Origin of the sequence: Citricoccus sp. NR2 (genome assembly GCF_027594385.1) — a bacterium.
GTDB lineage: Bacteria > Actinomycetota > Actinomycetes > Actinomycetales > Micrococcaceae > CmP2.
The window spans coordinates 2,102,477-2,120,143 of record NZ_CP115154.1; the positions used below are offsets into that span (position 1 = coordinate 2,102,477).

A 17,667-nucleotide genomic window follows, 5' to 3' on the forward strand; every position below is an offset into this window, starting at 1 on the left:
AAGCGATGGCGGCACAGACCTCAACACCAGTCTCCCAGCGGAGGCTGCGCGTCGGGATCGCGATGGCGTTGACGCTGCTGGTGATCTTGGCGGGTCGACTCGTGTTCATCCAGGGTGTCGACGCCGCCGGCAACGCCGAGAAGGCCATGAATCAGCGCCTACGCCCCGTGGAGCTTGCACCTGAGCGCGGATCGATTCTCGACACGGAAGGTCGGGTTCTCGCCGAATCGGTGCAACGCTACGATCTGGTGGTGGACCAGCGGCTGGTCAAGGACTACACCGTCTGGAACAACGAAAAGGGTGGCTTCGACGACGTCGAATTGGACGACGCACTGGCCGAACTCTCCGAGGTCCTCAATATCGAGGTCTCCGAACTGCGCGCCCTGATGGTGGGCGACCGTCCCTATCGTGTGGTCACCCGTAACGTCACTCCCGCGGTAAAAAACGACGCCATGGCAATCAAAATCCCTGGACTGATCAGCCAGCAGGTCAGTGAACGCACGTACCCCAACGGTGCCATCGCCGGTTCCATTCTGGGATTCCTCGGATCCGAGGGCGAGCCTCTGGAAGGTCTCGAACTGAGTCAGAACGAGCACCTCACCGGAACCGCAGGGGAGCGGCTCTTCGAGATCTCCGCCGACGGAGTGCGCATTCCCAACGCCTCCTTCTCAGAGACCCCCGCCGTCAACGGGCAGGACCTGCAGCTCACCATCGACCAGGACGTCCAGTGGTTCGCCCAGGAAGCCATCGCCGCCAAAGCGGACGAATACAACGCCGAATGGGCCGCGATGACGGTGCTCGAAGCGAAGACCGGCGACATTGTCGCGATGGCCGATTCCACCACGGTGGATCCTGCCCAGCCGAACGAGACCGACTCCAAATTCTGGCGGCCGCTATCCGTTACCCAGGCTTTCGAACCCGGTTCGACCGGCAAAATCCCCACCTTCGCCATGGCGTTGGAAGAAGGATCGGTGACGCCGGAACAGGGGTGGACCGTGCCCAACTCGGAAGAATTCAGCGGGCAGATCATCAACGACTCGATGAAGCACTCCACCTACGACATGACCACCGCCGGTATCTTTGCCCGGTCGTACAACACCGGAACCGTGCAGGTGGCGCTCACCCAGGACAAAGAGACCCGCCACGAGTACCTCGAGCGCTTCGGAATTGGCTCCGCCATTGGCATCGGACTGCCTTACGCGGCCTCCGGCACCCTCGCCGACTGGGAAGACTGGGACGGCCGCCAGCAGTTCACCACCACCTTCGGTCAGGGCTACTCCCAGACCGTGTTGCACACCGCCCAGATGACTCAGGCCATCGCCAACGGCGGTGTCATGAACTCGCCGCGGCTCATCAAAGCGCTCCTAGACGAAGACGGTACCGAACACGAAGTCGAGCCGGAAGAGGGCACCCGGGTGATCTCCGAGGAGACCGCGGCGGAGATGCTGAAGCTGATGGAAGGCGTCGTCGACCACGGAACCGCCCAGCCAGCACAGATCGCTGGATACCGGGTGGGCGGTAAAACCGGTACCGGGCAGGCTGCTGGGGTGGGCGGTTACGACGGGCACACCACCTCGTTCACCATGGTCGCCCCGCTCGATGACCCGGAATACATCGTCACCGTCTCTGTCTACCGTCCCCAAGGCAACTGGCGGGACTGGAAAGTCACCGACACTGCCTCCCAGGTGATGTCGTACGTGCTGAACAAGTACAATGTGCCCCCGAACGACGCCGAGTCCGAAAGCTACGACGCCTTCACCGAAGACCCACAGAAGAGGGCCTGGTGAACGTGCGGAGCGGGTTCCGCCCCGCACAGCTCGCCCCGGTCAGCGTGACCGAGCTGGCCGAACATCTCGACGCCGAGGGCTACCCGGCACAGCGCATCGGTCCCGAGGACGCGCACGTCACCGGCATCGCCATGGATTCGCGCAAGGTCATCGACGGGGACCTCTACGTCGGGTTGAGCGGCGCCCAGCATCACGGTGCCGACTATGCTCGCGTGGCGGCAGCATCGGGTGCCCGGGCGGTCCTCACCGATGCCCGGGGTGCCGCCCGACTCGCCGCCGACGGCGTGGGGTTGCCCGCGATTGTGGTGACCGATGTGCGAGGAGCCCTCGGTGCGGCGTCGTCGAGAATCTACCGCAGCGACGACGCAGCCCAGCTCTACGGGGTGACGGGCACCAACGGAAAGACCACCACCACTTACTTCATGCGCGCCCTGCTGGATAAAACCCAGCACACCGGGCTGATCGGCACCATCGAGATCCGCGCGAAAGAACGAGTGGTCCCCTCCGAGTTCACCACCCCGGAAGCCCCCGAACTTCACGCACTCCTGATGTCCATGCAACAGGATGGCATCAGCGCGGTAGCCATGGAGGTCTCCTCACACTCCATTAGTTATCGGCGGATTGCCGGACTGCGCTACCACGTGGCCGGATTCACCAATCTGACCCAGGACCACCTGGACCTGCACGGATCCATGCAGGAATACTTCGAGACCAAAGCCGCGCTGTTCGACCCGCAACGCTGCGACACCGCCGTCATCACTCTGAACGCGACCGACGAACCCGAGCATTGGGGCGAGAAGATGGCCCGCCACGCTGCCGAACAGGGCACCGAAACGATCACCCTGGACCTGGGGCCGGTGGCGGCACGGGCCTGCGAGGGTGAGGCCGACTGGACGCTCACCGAGCTCACCCCGCACGGGCTCGGCCACCGCTTCACCCTGCGCCACCACGATGGCACCGAGGTGCGCAGCAGCGTCGGACTGCCCGGAGAGTTCAATGTGGCTAACGCCGCGCTGGCAGCCCTGATGGTGCTGCACGGAAGCCCCCGCCAGGAATGGGGTCCGCTCCTGGACGCCCTCGCCGTCGAGCCAGGGCCCTTCGACAACGCTGTGCCCGGACGTATGGAAGTCGTCTCGAAACGACCCGCGGGCATCGTCGACTTCGCTCACAACGCCGATGGCCTGGCCCAGGCGCTGAAATCGGTGCGCGGAGACGGGCGCACCATCCTCGTTTTCGGGGCCACCGGGGAACGCGACGTCAGCAAGCGGCCCATCATGGGCGCGGTGGCAGCCCGGGGCGCCGATGTGATCATCGTGACCGACGATGACCCCCACCACGAGGACCCCGCCCCGATCCGCCAGCAAGTCAGGGCCGGTGCGATCGAGGTACAGCAGGAACTGACTGCCATCGGAGAGCGTCACATCGAGGTGCTCGAAATCGCCCCGCGCGCTGAGGCGATCGAGGCTGCAGTAGCCATGGCCGACGCCGACGATGTGATTCTCGTCGCCGGACGAGGTCACGAGACCATCCAAGACGTCGCCGGGGATCCGGTCCCGCTGGATGATCGTGTCGAGCTGCGTCGTGCCTTGTCACATCACGGATGGATCACGACGCCTCCGGCCTCCACCAACACCGGCCCCGATGACGGTATTCTCAACAAGTCATGATTGAACTCAACGCAGCCCAGATCGCCGACGCCACCGGTGGCCGTCTCGAAGCGGACCCCGGCATCGTGGTGACCTCGGCGACCACGGATTCGCGTGAAGTCACCGCCGGCACCTTGTTCCTGGCGAAACCGGGTGAGCACGCCGACGGACACGATTTCATCAACGCCGCCCGCACCGCCGGAGCCACCCTGGTGCTGACCCAGCGCCCCACCGACGCGCCCCACATTCTGGTTGACGACGTCGTCACCGCCATGGGCCTGCTCGCTGCGGACGTCGTACGCCGTATCCGGGCACATTCACCCACCACCGTCATCGGCATCACCGGTTCCGCCGGCAAGACCACTACCAAAGACCTGCTGGCTGCGCTGCTGTCCACCCAGGGTCCCACCATCGCACCGCGTGGCTCCTACAACGGAGAAGTCGGGGTGCCCCTCACCGTTTTCGGTGCCGCCTTGGACACCCGTTACCTCATCGTCGAAATGGGGGCCGATCACGTCGGAAACATCGCCGCACTCGCGGAGATGGTCCGACCCGACATCGGCGTCGTGCTCATGGTCGGCACCGCCCACGCCGGTAGCTTTGGCGGGGTCGACAACATCGCGCGCACCAAGGGCGAACTCGTCGAAGCGCTGCCCTCCAACGGGGTGGCTGTGCTCAACCGCGACGACTCCGCCGTCGCCGCCATGCAGTCTCGGTCTTCCGCACCGGTCAGTTGGTTCACCACCTCCACGCTGAACCACCTCGACCCGAACCTGGCCGCGGGCAGCTTCCTCATCGAGACCCACGAGCTGCACACCGATGAGATGGAACACCCCGTCTGCGAGCTCCGCCTGCACCAGAACGAGGATGTTTCCGGTGCCCCGGTTCGCTCCCAGCTGGTCGGCATTCATCACGCCGCCAACGTCGCCGCCGCTGCCGCGGCCGCCCACGCCGTCGGCATGCCGCTGGAGGCCATCGCCGAAACGCTCTCGACCGCCGGTGCTACCTCCGCTCACCGAATGGCCCGCACCGATCGCGCTGACGGCATCACCGTCATTGACGACGCCTACAACGCCAACCCAGAGTCCATGCGGGCCGGCCTGAAAACCCTGGCCATGCTCGGTCGCAACACCGGACGCCGCACCTGGGCGGTGCTGGGGGAGATGTTGGAACTCGGCGACGCTCACTCCCGCGAACACATCCTGCTCGGCGAAACTGTCGTCCGCCTCAATATTGACCAGCTCGTCGTCGTCGGTGATGGTGCCCGCGCGCTGTACACGGGTGCCGTTATGGAAGGCTCCTGGGGGGACGAAGCCGAGCATGTGCGCAGCCTCGATGAGGCGAAAGCACTGCTGGATGACCGGCTCGCACCCGGCGATATCGTTTTCCTGAAGGGCTCGCACTCAACCGGGGTCTGGAAGCTGGCCGACCACCTCACCGCACCGCAGGAGGAGACCTCATGATCGGACTGCTGATCGGCGCCGTCATGGCGCTCGTGCTCACCATGGTGGGCACGCCGCTGTTCATCCGCCTGCTTGTGAAGAAGGGCTACGGCCAGTTCATTCGGGACGACGGCCCCACCACGCACAAGACGAAGCGTGGCACCCCCACCATGGGCGGCGCCGTCATCGTACTCACCATGGTCGTCGTCTACTTCCTGACACACCTGATCATGTCCGCGATGGGACTGGCCAACCCCGGCCCCACCGCCACCGGCCTGTTGTTGCTGATGCTGACCGCCGGTATGGGGCTGGTCGGCTTCCTGGACGACTTCACCAAGATCTCCAAGCAGCGCTCTCTGGGTCTGACTGCCTGGGCGAAAATCGTGCTGCAGGCGGTCGTCGGTATCACCTTCGCCGTGCTCGCCCTGAACTTCCCCGACAGTAACGGGCTCACCCCGGCCTCCACCGCGATCTCCTTCGTCCGCGACACCCCCATCGACCTGGCCTTCGCCGGGCCGGTGTTGGGCATGATTCTGTTCGTCATCTGGTCCAACCTGATCACCACAGCGACGACGAACGCCGTGAACCTCACCGACGGCCTCGACGGTCTCGCCACCGGTGCCACCGCCATGGTGACGGCCGCCTTCGGTCTGATCTCCCTGTTCCAGTTGAATCAGATGTGCGGCACCGCCGGAGCCGACGCCGGGTGCTACGTGGTGCGCGACCCCATGGACTTGGCCCTGCTCGCCGCCATCCTCACCGGTTCGCTGATCGGGTTCCTGTGGTGGAACACCTCCCCGGCCAAGATCTTCATGGGCGACACCGGCTCCCTGGCACTCGGCGGCGCTCTGGCCGGTTTCGCCATTTTCACCCGCACCGAGATCCTGCTCGTGGTGCTGGCCGGCCTCATGGTCGCCATCGCCGCCTCCGTGATCATCCAGGTCGGCTACTTCAAGCTCTCCGGTGGCAAGCGCGTGTTCCTCATGGCTCCACTGCAGCACCATTTCGAGCTCAAAGGTTGGGCGGAGGTCACCGTGGTGGTGCGCTTCTGGCTCATCGGCCTGGTCTGCGTGATGGCCGGCATCGCCCTGTTCTACGGTGAGTGGGTGCTGCACCAGTGACCGCAGTTCCCGCCGCCACCGGAACCAACCTCGACCACTTGACCAGCTGGGATGCCGACTGGTCCGGACTGCAGGTGCTGGTCACCGGCCTGGGCGTCACCGGATTCTCGGTGGCCGACACCCTGGCCGAACTCGGCGCCGCCGTCACCGTCGTCGACGGCAACGAAGGTCCGGAAAACCAAGCGAAAGCAGACACCCTGCGGATCCTGGGCTGCACCGTGCGTCTCGGCCCCGAAGCCGTCGCCGGTCTGGCCAGTGCCGTCGAAGCACCACTGGACCTGGTGGTGACCTCGCCCGGCTGGCGTCCCGATCAGCCGGTGCTGCGCGAAGCCGCCGATCTCGGTATCCCGATTTGGGGCGACGTCGAACTGGCCTGGCGGGTGCGCACGCGTGGGGGCAAGAAGACCGCCGAATGGATCGTGCTGACCGGAACCAACGGCAAGACGACCACCGTCACCATGGTCGAGTCCATGCTCCGCGCCGCGGGTCTCGAGGCCGTGGCCTGCGGTAATGTCGGCACTCCCTTGCTGGACGCACTGCGCCGTCCGGAACCCTACGATGTGCTGGCGGTCGAGCTCTCCAGCTTCCAGCTGCACTGGACCCACCACATCGAACCCGCCGCCTCCGCGGTGCTCAACCTGGCCGAAGACCACGTGGACTGGCACGGCAGCTTCGAGGCCTACGCCGCGGACAAGGCCAAAATCTACGAACACACCCGGCTGGCCTGCGTCTTCAACGAGCAGGAGCCGGTAACCATGCGCATGGTGGAAAATGCCGACGTGCAAGAGGGATGCCGGGCCATCTCCTTCACGACCGACACTCCGGGACGCTCCATGGTCGGGGTGGTTGACGATCTGCTGGTGGACCGAGCCTATATTCGAGACCGCGCGAACCAGGCCCTGGAACTGGCCAGCATCGCCGATATCGGAACCTTGGCGCCACGACATCAGGTCGCCAATGCGCTGGCCGCGGCCGCCCTGGTGCGCGCCCTCGATGTGCCCGCTGAGGCCGTGCGTGAAGGGCTGCGCCATTACGACGGCGGAGACCACCGGCTGCAGCTCGTCGCCAAAGCGGATGATGTGCTGTGGATCAACGATTCGAAGGCCACGAACCCGCACGCAGCCGCTGCCGCGCTCGGGTCCTTCACCTCTGTGGTCTGGATTGCCGGCGGATTGCCGAAGGGCGTGGACTACAACCCGCTCATCCAGGCACACGGACATCGGTTGCGCGCCGTCGTGCTCATCGGCCGAGACTCCTCAGAATTGGCTGAGAGCCTGGCACGACACGCACCGCAGATCCCCGTGGAGTCTGCGCGGGTGGGAGACACTGAGGACGGATCAGCGGCGATGGAGTCTGCCGTGCGACAAGCCGACGCCCTCACCGCGCCCGGCGACGTTGTCTTGCTGGCACCCGCTGCGGCGTCCATGGACCAATTCAGGTCCTATGCGCACCGCGGGGAGACATTCATCGATGCCGTCGCCCGCCTCATGGAGACCAAAGACCTGACCTGAACCAGCCTACGAAGGAGCGCATATGACCAGCACGCGCCAGCGGTGGTGGCACAGGCTCTGGGGCTGGCTCGAAGGGGCGCAGGCGTCACGCACCTCTTACTTCCTCATCGTCGCGTCCACGCTGGCGCTGACGGCGATCGGGGTGATCATGGTGCTCTCGGCCTCCTCGGTCGAGAACATTGGCGGCCAGGGCTCGTATGCCTCGCTGACCAGCCAGGGCGTCTACGCCGTCGTCGGATTGGTCATGATGTTCTGGCTGAGCCGCTGGAGACCCGATACGCTGCGACGCTATTCCTGGATTCTCGTTATCGCGGCCATCGTGCTACTGGTGTTGGTGTTCACACCCCTGGGGCGAGAAATCAACGGTAACCGGAATTGGATCTTCATCGGCGGCTTCTCGTTCCAGCCTTCCGAAGCGGCAAAACTTGCGCTGGCGGTCTGGGGCGCCCACATCCTGGCTGTCAAAGAGAGGCTACTCACCAGTTTCTGGCACACCGTTATTCCCCTGGTCCCCGTGGGCGGACTCATCGTGTTGCTGGTGCTGCTCGGCAAAGACCTCGGCACCGTGCTGGTGCTGCTTACCGTGCTCGCTGCGCTGCTATTCACCTCCGGATTCCGATTGCGCTATCTCTTCGCCGGAGGTGCGGTCGGCCTGGTGGCCGTGGCTGCAGCCACACTGACCTCCGAAAATCGGCGCGTGCGTATTGACGCCTGGATGGGGCAGTGCGATCACGTCACCGATCCCTGCTACCAGTACGAGCACGGCATCTACGCGCTGGCTACCGGTGGCTGGTGGGGCGCCGGACTCGGACAATCACGCCAAAAATGGTCCTATATCCCGGAAGCTGAAAACGACTTCATCTTCACGATTCTGGGGGAGGAGCTCGGCCTGATCGGGGCGCTGCTCGTCATCGGACTCTTCGTGGCGCTGACCATCGGCTTGTTCCGGGTGGCCTACCGCGCGGACAACCTCTTCGTGCGCGTGTGCACCGGAGCCATCATGGCGTGGCTGATCGGGCAGGCGTTCCTCAACATCGCCATGGTCACCGGGCTGCTACCGGTGATCGGCGTGCCCTTGCCCTTCATCTCTGCGGGTGGTTCGGCCTTGATGATGGCTCTCATGGCGGTAGGCGTGGTGCTCAGTTTCGCCCGCGAAGAGCGCCGTCGCGCACTCGAAAGTGAATCCACACCCTCGACAACGACTCCGAAAAAAGGCACGGTGGCATGATGACAACCCTCCACGTGGTGATGGCCGGAGGCGGCACCGCCGGGCATATCTCCCCGATGATCGCCATGGCGCGTGCCCTCGAACGCGCAGGCGACGTCGAGATCACGATGGTCGGCACCGCCAGCGGCATGGAAACGGACCTCGTGCCCGCTGCCGGGTACCCGTTAGTCACCATTGACCGTGTGCCGATGCCCCGGCGTCCCAACCTGGACCTGGCCCGGCTTCCCTGGCGGTTGCGCACCGCCATCCGGCAAGCCCAGGACATCCTCCGGGCAGTGAACGCCGACGTCGTGGTGGGCGTGGGCGGGTACGTGTCGACGCCGGTCTACTTAGCAGCCCGTCGCATGGGCATCCCCGTCGTCGTGCACGAAGCCAACGTGCGCGCCGGACTCGCCAATCGCATCGGTGCCCGTCGCGCTGCGGCTGTTGGCATCGCCTTTGCTCGCACCCGTCTGCCCGGCGCTCAGCACGTTGGCATGCCGATGCGCACGCAGATCAGCCAGTTGGATCGCTCACCCGCAGCCCGCGCGGAGGCACGTTCTGCCCTGGGGCTGGACCCGGAACGCACCACCCTGCTGGTCACCGGGGGGTCCTCCGGCGCGCTGGCCGTGAACCGGGCCATTACCGGTGCGCTGAGCGAACTGCTGGAACACGCCCAGATTCTGCACCTCACCGGCCGCGGCAAGACCGTGCTGAACGACGACGGCGAACCCCTCACCGCCCCCGGGTATCACCAGCGGGAGTATGTGGACGGGCTGGAACAGGTCTACGCCGCGGCGGATCTGGTGATTGCCCGTGCCGGGGCCGGCACCGTCTGCGAGATCGCCGCCGCCGGGCTCGCCTCCATCCTTGTACCCCTGCCGATCGGCAACGGCGAACAGGCCCACAACGCCCAGGATCTGGTTCAGGCCGGGGCGGCCATCATGGTGGACGATGCCGTCTTCACCGCCTCCTGGGTGCGAGATCACTTGCCCGCCGTGTTGGGAGACCCTGCCCGTGTCGATAAGATGGCTCAGGCTGCGCATGCCCTGGGCATCAGGAATGCCGATGACACCATGGCGCAGCTGATCAAGGACGCGGCCACAACACGAGGGGGACAGCATGGCTGAGGGATCAATTTCTGCCTCCGACCAGGGTGATCTTCGTCACGTGCACCTGCTGGGTATTGGTGGCGTCGGCGTCTCCGGCATCGCTCGAATCATGGCCGCTCAGGGCCTCACCGTCTCCGGCACGGACGCCAAAGACCTCCCGATCCTCACTGAACTGTCCGCCCTGGGCGTGACCACGGCGGTGGGCTACGACGCCGAGAACCTGTCCCGCGCCGAAGCGGCCACGAACACCACCATCGACGCCGTCATCGCCTCCTCCATTGCTGGGGCCGGCAACCCCGAATACGACGCCGCCGTAAACCGGGGGATCCCGGTCTTTCACCGCTCCCAAGGGTTGGCCTACACCATGGCCGGACACCGCGTGCTGGCCGTGGCAGGCACGCACGGCAAGACCACCACCTCGTCCATGGCAGCGATGGCGTTCACCCACGCCGACGCGGATCCCACCTTCGCCGTAGGTGCGGCTGTCGCCGGACTCGGGGTGAATGCCGCCTCCGGTGTTGGCGACTGGTTCATCGCCGAGGCGGATGAGTCCGACGGCACGCTGCTCAATTACCGTCCCGAGATTTCGATCATCACCAATGTCGAGCCCGACCACCTTGACCATTACGGCAGCCCCGAAGCGGTGCACCAGGTGTTCCGCGACTTCGCCGCCCAGACCACAGGGTCCGTCATTCTGTGCGCCGATGACGACGGGGCGGCCGAACTCGCCGCCCAGTTGCGCGACCCTGACACAACGACGGTGCAGACCGACGCGCAGGTGCTCACCTACGGCCAGTCCGATGGCGCTGATCTGCAGCTGATCACGCTGCAGCCGCGTGAGGCCGGCCAAGAACTTACCGTGCGCTACCGCGAACAGTCCTACACCGTCATGCTCCAGGTGCCCGGATTGCACAACGCGCTCAACGCCCTGGCCGTGCTGCTCGCTGCACTCACTGCCGGACTCGACGCCGCAGCGATCATTGCCGGACTGGAACGATTCCGCGGCACCGCCCGCCGGTTCGAAGCACACGGCGAAGTCAACGGCATCCGCGTGATTGACGACTATGCCCATCACCCCACCGAGGTGCGGGCGGCCATCCGTGCCGCCCACTCGGTTGCTGCCGGAGCGCGCGTCCACGTCATCTTCCAGCCCCACCTGTTCAGTCGTACCCGCGACTTCGCCGATGGTTTCGCGGAGGCGCTGTCCGAGGCCGACACAGCCCGGGTTCTCGAGATCTACCCCGCGCGTGAAACACCGCTTCCCGGGATCACCTCCCGGATCATCTCCGAGCAACTGCCGCAACGCTATCCGCTCGGCCGTGAAGTGGCCACCCCCGACGCCGCCATCGCCTCAGTGCGCACGGTGGCCGCCCCCGGGGACATCATCTTGACCATGGGTGCCGGCGACGTGAACCAACTGGCCCCCCGCATTGTCGATTCGCTCGGCGATGGGACAGCATGACCCATCGCAGCGACACGGGCACGTCCCGTCGGCGCTCAGAGCCGATCACCGCCACCGCTTCCGGCCTGGTCCAACCACGGGGTCCGGAGGTCGTGTCCTTCCCAGAAACCGAGCGCGAACGTCGTCGGCGGCTGCGGCGCAAGGGATATTGGGCCGGTGGCATCGTGGTGTTGCTCTTGGCGGTGCTAGCCGCCGTGGTGTACTTTTCCCCGTTGCTGGCCATCAAACATCTGCGCATTGACGGCACGGACTTGCTGCCCGTCACCCAGGCCCAGTCCATGCTGGAGCCGGTGGTCGGTCAGCCGTTGCCTCAGGTCGGAGACGACACCGTCAGCGAGCTACTGAAACAACACCCCGCCGTGGATTCGGTGACCACGCGTGCCGAACCACCGGACACCCTCGTCGTCGATGTCCACGAACACCCGCCCGTGGCCATGGCACCCACCGAGGACGACGCGGACGGCAACTCGCAATACGTGCTCTTCAATACCCACGGCACCGAATTGACCGTGCTCTCGGCGTCTGCCGCCCAGCCCTATGACCTTCCCGTAGTGTCCTCCGCGGAAGACGTCACCGATCCAGAATTGTTCAACACCATCACCGAGGTCTTGGGCGGATTGCCGGAAGATATCCTGAAGCAAGTTCGCTCGGCTTCGGGTGAAACGGTCGACTCTGTAGTGCTGAGCCTGCATAATGGTCGGACCGTGCTGTGGGGCAACGCCGAAGACTCCGAACAGAAGGCGGCAGTGCTCACCGCACTGCTCACCATCGAAGACGACCCGGAAGAACCCGTCTCGGAATACGACGTCTCCACCCCGGATCACCCCGTCACCCGATGAGATTCTGTTCACGACACGCGCGCCACGGTGGTTGGTCATTTCGGGCGCTCAACGTACCGTTTTGAGTAGTAGAACTTGAGTCGACGACAACCTTAAACCACGGGTTGAAACCTAACGACTGCAAGGGAACCGAGCAGATTTAGCACAACGATTCAGCATCAACAGCGAGCAAGGGAATCTCATCGTGGCATCACCCCAAAACTACCTGGCCGTCATCAAGGTCGTCGGCGTCGGCGGCGGCGGCGTGAACGCGGTCAACCGCATGATCGAAGTTGGACTGCGCGGAGTCGAGTTCATCGCGATCAACACTGATGCCCAGGCACTGCTGATGTCGTCGGCGGACGTCAAGCTCGACGTCGGTCGAGAGCTGACCCGCGGCCTCGGCGCTGGAGCTGACCCTGAGGTGGGCCGCCAGGCGGCCGAAGATCACGTCACCGAGATCGAAGACGCTCTCAAGGGCGCCGACATGGTTTTCGTGACCGCAGGTGAAGGCGGCGGCACCGGTACCGGTGGCGCACCCGTTGTCGCACGCGTGGCCCGCTCCCTGGGCGCCCTGACCATCGGCGTTGTCACCCGCCCCTTTACCTTCGAGGGCCGCCGCCGCGCCACCTCGGCCGAGAACGGCATCGAGGCGCTGCGCGACGAGGTCGATACCCTGATCGTCATCCCGAATGACCGCCTGCTCTCGGTCTCCGACCGCTCCATCTCTGTCATGGAAGCCTTCGAACTGGCCGACCAGGTGCTGCTCTCCGGTGTGCAGGGCATCACCGACCTGATCACCACCGCCGGCTTAATCAACCTCGACTTCGCCGACGTGAAGTCGGTGATGCAGGGTGCCGGCTCCGCGCTCATGGGGATCGGCGCCGCGCAGGGCGAAGATCGCGCCATCAAGGCAACCGAAGCCGCTATTGCTTCGCCGTTGCTGGAAGCCTCCATCGACGGCGCCCACGGCGTGCTGCTCTCCATCCAAGGTGGCTCGGACCTCGGCCTGTTCGAGATTAACGAAGCCGCACGCATGGTCCAGGAAGTCGCTCACCCCGAAGCCAACATCATCTTCGGCGCCGTGATCTCCGACAACCTCGGAGACGAAGTGCGTGTGACTGTGATCGCCGCCGGTTTCGACGCCGTTGACCCGTTGAACGAAGCACCGGCCAAGCCCGCCGTGGCAGCCGCTCCTGCGCCGAGCACCCCCGCTCCGGCACAGCGTGTCGACGCCCCGGCGCAGGAGGCTACCCACGCTGCAGCTCCCGCAGCCCAGGATGAGCCGACCCCGCTTCCGGACACCGTTCAGGAGCCTGACGTCGCCACCGTCACCGAAACGACGCAGAGCCGTCGCCAGGACGACCTGGACGTCCCCGACTTCCTGAAGTGACCTCCACCCTGCTCGAGTACCACCACGCTGGCAACGGCGTGCACGTGGGATTTACGTCGGTTCAGACCGGCAACTTGGCACTACACCTGGAGGGCCAGACCACTGACTCACTCGAGCAGGCGCGCACTCATCGCGCGGACTTGGAACGAGCCTTGGGCCTCAGTGTCGGATCCACTGCATTTCTGCACCAGGTCCACTCGGCCACTGTCGTGGATGCCGAGGGGCTTGGTTGGGGTGAAGCGACTGCTTCTCAGACTCCGCCCGCGGCCGACGCCATGATCAGTCGGGGAGGCGGCACCCCACTGGCCATCATGGTGGCGGACTGCCTGCCGGTGGCATTTGTGACGCGCGACGGGGACACTGCGGTGGCACATGCCGGCCGAGTCGGCCTCGTCTCCGGGGTACTGGAAAGTACGCTGGAGCAGCTGGGTGTCGACCCGGTGCACATATCGGCGTGGATTGGGCCGGCTATTTGTGGGTCTTGTTATGAGGTCCCGGAGCAGATGCGTGACGACGTTGCCGGTGTGCACTCGACCGCAGCCTCCACTACATCGTGGGGCACACCCGCCTTGAATCTACCTCGCGCCGCAGAAACACTTCTCACCAGGGTGGGAGTCCAGGTCAGTCGCAGTGCAGTCTGCACCCTAGAAGACGACCGAGTGTTCTCACACCGGAGAGCGCCGGGCCAAGGTCGATTCGCGGGACTGGTCTGGCGCGGCGACACGCCCGCATGATGCGCCAGATCTCCACGGTGTGGGCATCACCGTGAACTAGTCTCGGAATTATCCGACAGAAACGATGGATGAGGTGTTGGCATGGCTGGTGGAATGAAAAAGGCGATGATCTACTTGGGTCTCGCCGACAGCGAGGAACAGTACGAAGCAGAGCAGCGTGAGCGCGAGACCCGCAATGAAGAGCGTGCGGAGTCGGCTCCCGAAGCAGCTCCGCGCGCCACGGTCAATCGACCTAGCGACCGCGCGGCAGCACGTCAGGCTGCCTGGGACGGTGAATCATCCTCGTCTGTGGAATTGGTTGATACGGAATACCGTGCACCGGTGACCCCCATCAAGCGCGCGGCACAGGCTCGAGAGGAATCCAAGGCAGTGCACCAGCTCACCACGATCCATCCCCGGTCCTACAATGATGCCAAGCGCATTGGCGAGTCCTTCCGGAACAACATTCCGGTCATTATGAACGTGACCGATATGTCAGAGTCTGAAGCCAAGCGCCTCGTGGATTTCTCTGCAGGCCTGGTCTTCGGTTTGCGTGGCTCGATTGAGCGCGTGACCAACAAGGTCTTCTTGCTGACGCCCGCCGATGTCGAGGTCGTTACCGAAGGGCAGAACACCCCTTCGGAAGAGACCTCCTTCTTCAACCAGAACTGATCGACCACCGCTCACCGTCGGGAGTAACACGTGATTTTTGTATGGGCCACCGCCTATCTGCTGCTGATGCTGCTGCAGATGGCACTGCTCGTACGTATCGTCTTCGACGTCGTGCAGTCTTTCGCCCGTGATTGGGCGCCGCGCGGAATTCTGCTGCTCATTGCATCGGCGGTTTACTCGATGACCGATGCGCCGTTGCGGTGGTTGCGTTCCAAGATCCCGCCATTGAACCTGGGCGGTGTGGGCATTGACGTGGCTTTCCTCATCCTCTTCGTCGTAGTCATGCTCGCTAAGTCCATTACCCTGGTTCTGGCACAATCGTCGCTTTGATCGACACGATTCGCGCCGCTCGGGCAGCGAGAAGCTCCATGCTCTCGCCGATGACCTCGACGCGGTGGTAATGTAAACACCAGATGTGCACAGCGAGACTGTTGAGACAGATTGACAGACCCTCACAACCGCACCGAAGAAATTCTGCCACCCGGCAGGGACGACCACGTTATGAGGTGACCACATGGCTCTGACGCCGGAAGATGTAGTCAACAAACGGTTCCAGGCGACAAAGTTCCGTGAAGGCTACGACCAGGATGAAGTCGACGACTTCCTTGACGAGATTGTTGTTGAGCTGCGTCGCCTGAACCAGGAGAACGACGAGCTGCGCCGCAAGGTCTCCGAGTTGCAGTCCGGCGACGGTGCTGACGCTGCGGTTCCGGCTCCGGTGTCTGCCGACGGACAGTCCGGCGAAACGGCCGCCGAAGAAGACCCTGCTGAGCCCGAGGCTGAAGAAGAGGTTGTCGTCGAAGAGACCGAAGAGGTCGTCGCCGAGACCACGCAGCCCGCGCCGGTTACCGCCGCTGCTCCTGCAGCCGCTCCGGCCGCCGAAGCCGCTCACAGCGGAGACGCAAACAGTGCCGCTGGCGTTCTCGCCATGGCTCAGCGCCTGCACGACGAATACGTCGCCCAGGGTGAAGCCAAGCGCGATCAGATCATCGCAGAAGCCAAGATCGAGGCCGACAGCCTGGTCACCGACGCTCAGGAAAAATCCCGCAAGATTCTCACCGAGCTGGAAAAGAAGAAGTCCGTCCTCGAGCGTCAGGTGGAGGAGTTGCGCGGATTCGAGCGGGACTACCGCAGCCGCCTAAAGTCCTTCATCGAAGGACAGCTGCAGGACCTGGACTCCCAGGCTCAGATCGTCGATCAGTAATTAGCGGCGTCTCGGGGTCGGTCACGGTGCGAGCCGTGACCGACCCCGCTGTCGTCTCTGTCCCTCAATACAGGAGTTCGTGTGGAGGACCATCCTCGTCTCGCCCGGTCAGGTTGGCTGGCGCTCATTCCGTTTGTTATCGGACTGGCCGCCGATCAGATCACGAAATGGATTGTGGTCGACGCCATGACCGAAGGCGAGAAAATCGCGGTCATTCCTCCATTGTTGCACTGGCACTTCATTCGTAACCCGGGTGCCGCGTTCTCTATTGGCCAGGACTACACCTGGATCTTCACGATCCTGCAGGCTGTGGCTGCCGTGGTGGTCACGGTCCTACTGTTCAAGGTTCGTTCCAAAATCTGGGCCGTGGCGCTCGGATCCTTGCTCGCCGGTGTGCTCGGGAACCTGATCGACCGTCTCTTCCGCGAACCGGGTTTCGGCATGGGTCACGTGGTCGACTTCATAGCCCTGCCGAACTTCGCAATCTTCAATATCGCCGACTCCCTGATCGTCTGCTCGATGATCGGTATCGCCTTGCTGGTGCTCACAGGCCGGCAGCTCGATGGCTCCCGCGACACTGCCGTCACAAAAGAACCCACGCCTCACGACGACTCCGAGCCAGTCGAAAACAACAATGAACACTGAGACCTTCGACGTCGACCGCCCGGGACGTGCCGACGCCCTCGTTGCGGAGCACCTCGGGATCTCCCGCACGAAAGCGGCTCAGTGGTGCACCCTGGGCGTCGTCCGGGCGGGACCGAACTCGGATGCTCTTGAGGTCGTCGGAAAGTCAACCAAGATCGCACTAGGGTCGAGGCTCGTCATCGAGATTCCCGAAGAACCCGACCCTCTGGATGTGAAGGTGGAGATCGTGGCCGGACTCAACGTCATTGCCGATGAACATGACTACGTCGTGGTGGACAAGCCTGCCGGGGTAGCAGCACACCCATCGCCGGGCTGGTCTGGTCCCACCGTCGTGGGAGGACTGGCAGGTCTGGGATACCGCATCAGCACCTCCGGGGCCGCAGAGCGCCAAGGGATCGTGCATCGCCTGGATGTGGGCACCTCAGGTCTCATGGTGGTGGCCACCACGGAACACGCTTACACGGCGTTGAAGAACGCTTTCCGTGACCGCACGCCCAAGAAGATTTATCACACCATCGTCCAGGGCCTGCCTGACCCTCTCAACGGGACCATCGACGCCCCCATCGGACGGCATCCGGGCCACGACTGGAAATTCACGGTACTCGAGGGCGGCCGTGACTCCATTACCCATTACAAGACACTGGAGGCGTTTGGCCCGGCCACCCTGGTCGAAGTGACCTTGGAAACCGGGCGCACCCACCAGATCCGGGTCCATTTCTCGGGGATGAATCACCCGTGCATCGGCGACCTGACCTATGGTGCAGATCCCACCCAAGCTGCAGAACTGGGCCTGACCCGGCAGTGGCTTCACGCACATCAGCTGGGCTTCGAGCACCCGGGCACGGGGGAGTGGGTCGAGTACCACAGTGACTACCAACCCGATCTCTCCTACGCCTTGAGCGTGTTGCGCGGCGAGAGATTAGACTCGTAGCGC

The 17,667-nt window shown here is 64.3% G+C and carries 16 protein-coding genes; all 16 read left to right on the top strand.

Annotation, left to right across the window (positions count from 1 at the left end; all coding sequences use genetic code 11):
- Positions 1-5 precede the first annotated feature (5 nt).
- The 16 genes from O1A05_RS09905 (at position 6) to O1A05_RS09980 (ending at position 17,664) form a co-directional block, all read left to right on the top strand.
- The gene (locus O1A05_RS09905; RefSeq protein WP_270105055.1) at positions 6-1,787 is read left to right on the top strand and encodes a peptidoglycan D,D-transpeptidase FtsI family protein; all 1,782 of its coding nucleotides are present in this window, start codon (positions 6-8) and stop codon (positions 1,785-1,787) included.
- Complete coding sequence (locus O1A05_RS09910; RefSeq protein WP_270105056.1) at positions 1,784-3,454, top strand: Mur ligase family protein; 1,671 nt, start codon at positions 1,784-1,786, stop codon at positions 3,452-3,454. Before O1A05_RS09905 ends, O1A05_RS09910 begins: the two co-directional genes overlap by 4 nt.
- Positions 3,451-4,896 carry a UDP-N-acetylmuramoyl-tripeptide--D-alanyl-D-alanine ligase gene (locus O1A05_RS09915; RefSeq protein ID WP_270105057.1) on the top strand — a complete coding sequence of 482 codons (1,446 nt, stop codon included), beginning with the start codon at positions 3,451-3,453 and terminating at the stop codon, positions 4,894-4,896. The genes O1A05_RS09910 and O1A05_RS09915 overlap by 4 nt, the downstream gene beginning before the upstream one ends.
- Positions 4,893-5,996: a phospho-N-acetylmuramoyl-pentapeptide-transferase gene (gene mraY, locus O1A05_RS09920; RefSeq protein ID WP_270105058.1), complete on the top strand. Its 1,104-nt coding sequence runs from the start codon at positions 4,893-4,895 to the stop codon at positions 5,994-5,996. The genes O1A05_RS09915 and mraY overlap by 4 nt, the downstream gene beginning before the upstream one ends.
- Positions 5,993-7,507, top strand: a complete 1,515-nt coding sequence (gene murD, locus O1A05_RS09925; RefSeq protein WP_270105059.1) for a UDP-N-acetylmuramoyl-L-alanine--D-glutamate ligase — start codon at positions 5,993-5,995, stop codon at positions 7,505-7,507. Before mraY ends, murD begins: the two co-directional genes overlap by 4 nt.
- A 22-nt stretch (positions 7,508-7,529) precedes the next feature.
- Positions 7,530-8,735 carry a putative lipid II flippase FtsW gene (gene ftsW / locus O1A05_RS09930; RefSeq protein ID WP_270105060.1) on the top strand — a complete coding sequence of 402 codons (1,206 nt, stop codon included), beginning with the start codon at positions 7,530-7,532 and terminating at the stop codon, positions 8,733-8,735.
- Complete coding sequence (murG, locus tag O1A05_RS09935; RefSeq protein ID WP_270105061.1) at positions 8,732-9,844, top strand: undecaprenyldiphospho-muramoylpentapeptide beta-N-acetylglucosaminyltransferase; 1,113 nt, start codon at positions 8,732-8,734, stop codon at positions 9,842-9,844. Before ftsW ends, murG begins: the two co-directional genes overlap by 4 nt.
- On the top strand, positions 9,837-11,288 hold the full coding sequence (murC, locus tag O1A05_RS09940) for a UDP-N-acetylmuramate--L-alanine ligase (RefSeq protein WP_270105062.1): 1,452 nt from the start codon (positions 9,837-9,839) through the stop codon (positions 11,286-11,288). The genes murG and murC overlap by 8 nt, the downstream gene beginning before the upstream one ends.
- Positions 11,285-12,127, top strand: a complete 843-nt coding sequence (locus O1A05_RS09945) for a cell division protein FtsQ/DivIB (RefSeq protein WP_270105063.1) — start codon at positions 11,285-11,287, stop codon at positions 12,125-12,127. Before murC ends, O1A05_RS09945 begins: the two co-directional genes overlap by 4 nt.
- Positions 12,128-12,311: 184 nt before the next feature.
- Positions 12,312-13,499: a cell division protein FtsZ gene (ftsZ, locus tag O1A05_RS09950; RefSeq protein WP_270105064.1), complete on the top strand. Its 1,188-nt coding sequence runs from the start codon at positions 12,312-12,314 to the stop codon at positions 13,497-13,499.
- Complete coding sequence (locus O1A05_RS09955; protein ID WP_270105065.1) at positions 13,496-14,233, top strand: polyphenol oxidase family protein; 738 nt, start codon at positions 13,496-13,498, stop codon at positions 14,231-14,233. The genes ftsZ and O1A05_RS09955 overlap by 4 nt, the downstream gene beginning before the upstream one ends.
- Positions 14,234-14,314: 81 nt before the next feature.
- Positions 14,315-14,884 (top strand): cell division protein SepF, encoded by a 570-nt coding sequence (locus O1A05_RS09960; RefSeq protein ID WP_270105066.1) that lies wholly within the window; start codon positions 14,315-14,317, stop codon positions 14,882-14,884.
- Between the two features lie 30 nt (positions 14,885-14,914).
- A complete protein-coding gene (locus tag O1A05_RS09965) occupies positions 14,915-15,214 on the top strand; it encodes a YggT family protein (RefSeq protein ID WP_270105067.1) in 300 nt (99 codons plus the stop codon).
- A gap of 184 nt (positions 15,215-15,398) precedes the next feature.
- Positions 15,399-16,088 (top strand): DivIVA domain-containing protein, encoded by a 690-nt coding sequence (locus tag O1A05_RS09970; RefSeq protein ID WP_270105068.1) that lies wholly within the window; start codon positions 15,399-15,401, stop codon positions 16,086-16,088.
- 81 nt (positions 16,089-16,169) lie between these two features.
- Entirely contained in the window at positions 16,170-16,733 is a 564-nt protein-coding gene (gene lspA / locus O1A05_RS09975; protein ID WP_431521099.1) for a signal peptidase II, read from the top strand.
- On the top strand, positions 16,723-17,664 hold the full coding sequence (locus O1A05_RS09980; RefSeq protein WP_270105069.1) for an RluA family pseudouridine synthase: 942 nt from the start codon (positions 16,723-16,725) through the stop codon (positions 17,662-17,664). The genes lspA and O1A05_RS09980 overlap by 11 nt, the downstream gene beginning before the upstream one ends.
- Positions 17,665-17,667 lie beyond the last annotated feature (3 nt).

Coding starts and splice junctions, on each gene's coding strand:
- ftsW (WP_270105060.1), top strand. CDS start 7,530: ATGACCAGCACGCGCCAGCGGTGGTGGCACAGGCTCTGGGGCTGGCTC.
- O1A05_RS09980 (WP_270105069.1), top strand. CDS start 16,723: ATGAACACTGAGACCTTCGACGTCGACCGCCCGGGACGTGCCGACGCC.
- O1A05_RS09915 (WP_270105057.1), top strand. CDS start 3,451: ATGATTGAACTCAACGCAGCCCAGATCGCCGACGCCACCGGTGGCCGT.
- O1A05_RS09960 (WP_270105066.1), top strand. CDS start 14,315: ATGGCTGGTGGAATGAAAAAGGCGATGATCTACTTGGGTCTCGCCGAC.
- O1A05_RS09945 (WP_270105063.1), top strand. CDS start 11,285: ATGACCCATCGCAGCGACACGGGCACGTCCCGTCGGCGCTCAGAGCCG.
- O1A05_RS09905 (WP_270105055.1), top strand. CDS start 6: ATGGCGGCACAGACCTCAACACCAGTCTCCCAGCGGAGGCTGCGCGTC.
- O1A05_RS09970 (WP_270105068.1), top strand. CDS start 15,399: ATGGCTCTGACGCCGGAAGATGTAGTCAACAAACGGTTCCAGGCGACA.
- mraY (WP_270105058.1), top strand. CDS start 4,893: ATGATCGGACTGCTGATCGGCGCCGTCATGGCGCTCGTGCTCACCATG.
- murC (WP_270105062.1), top strand. CDS start 9,837: ATGGCTGAGGGATCAATTTCTGCCTCCGACCAGGGTGATCTTCGTCAC.
- murG (WP_270105061.1), top strand. CDS start 8,732: ATGATGACAACCCTCCACGTGGTGATGGCCGGAGGCGGCACCGCCGGG.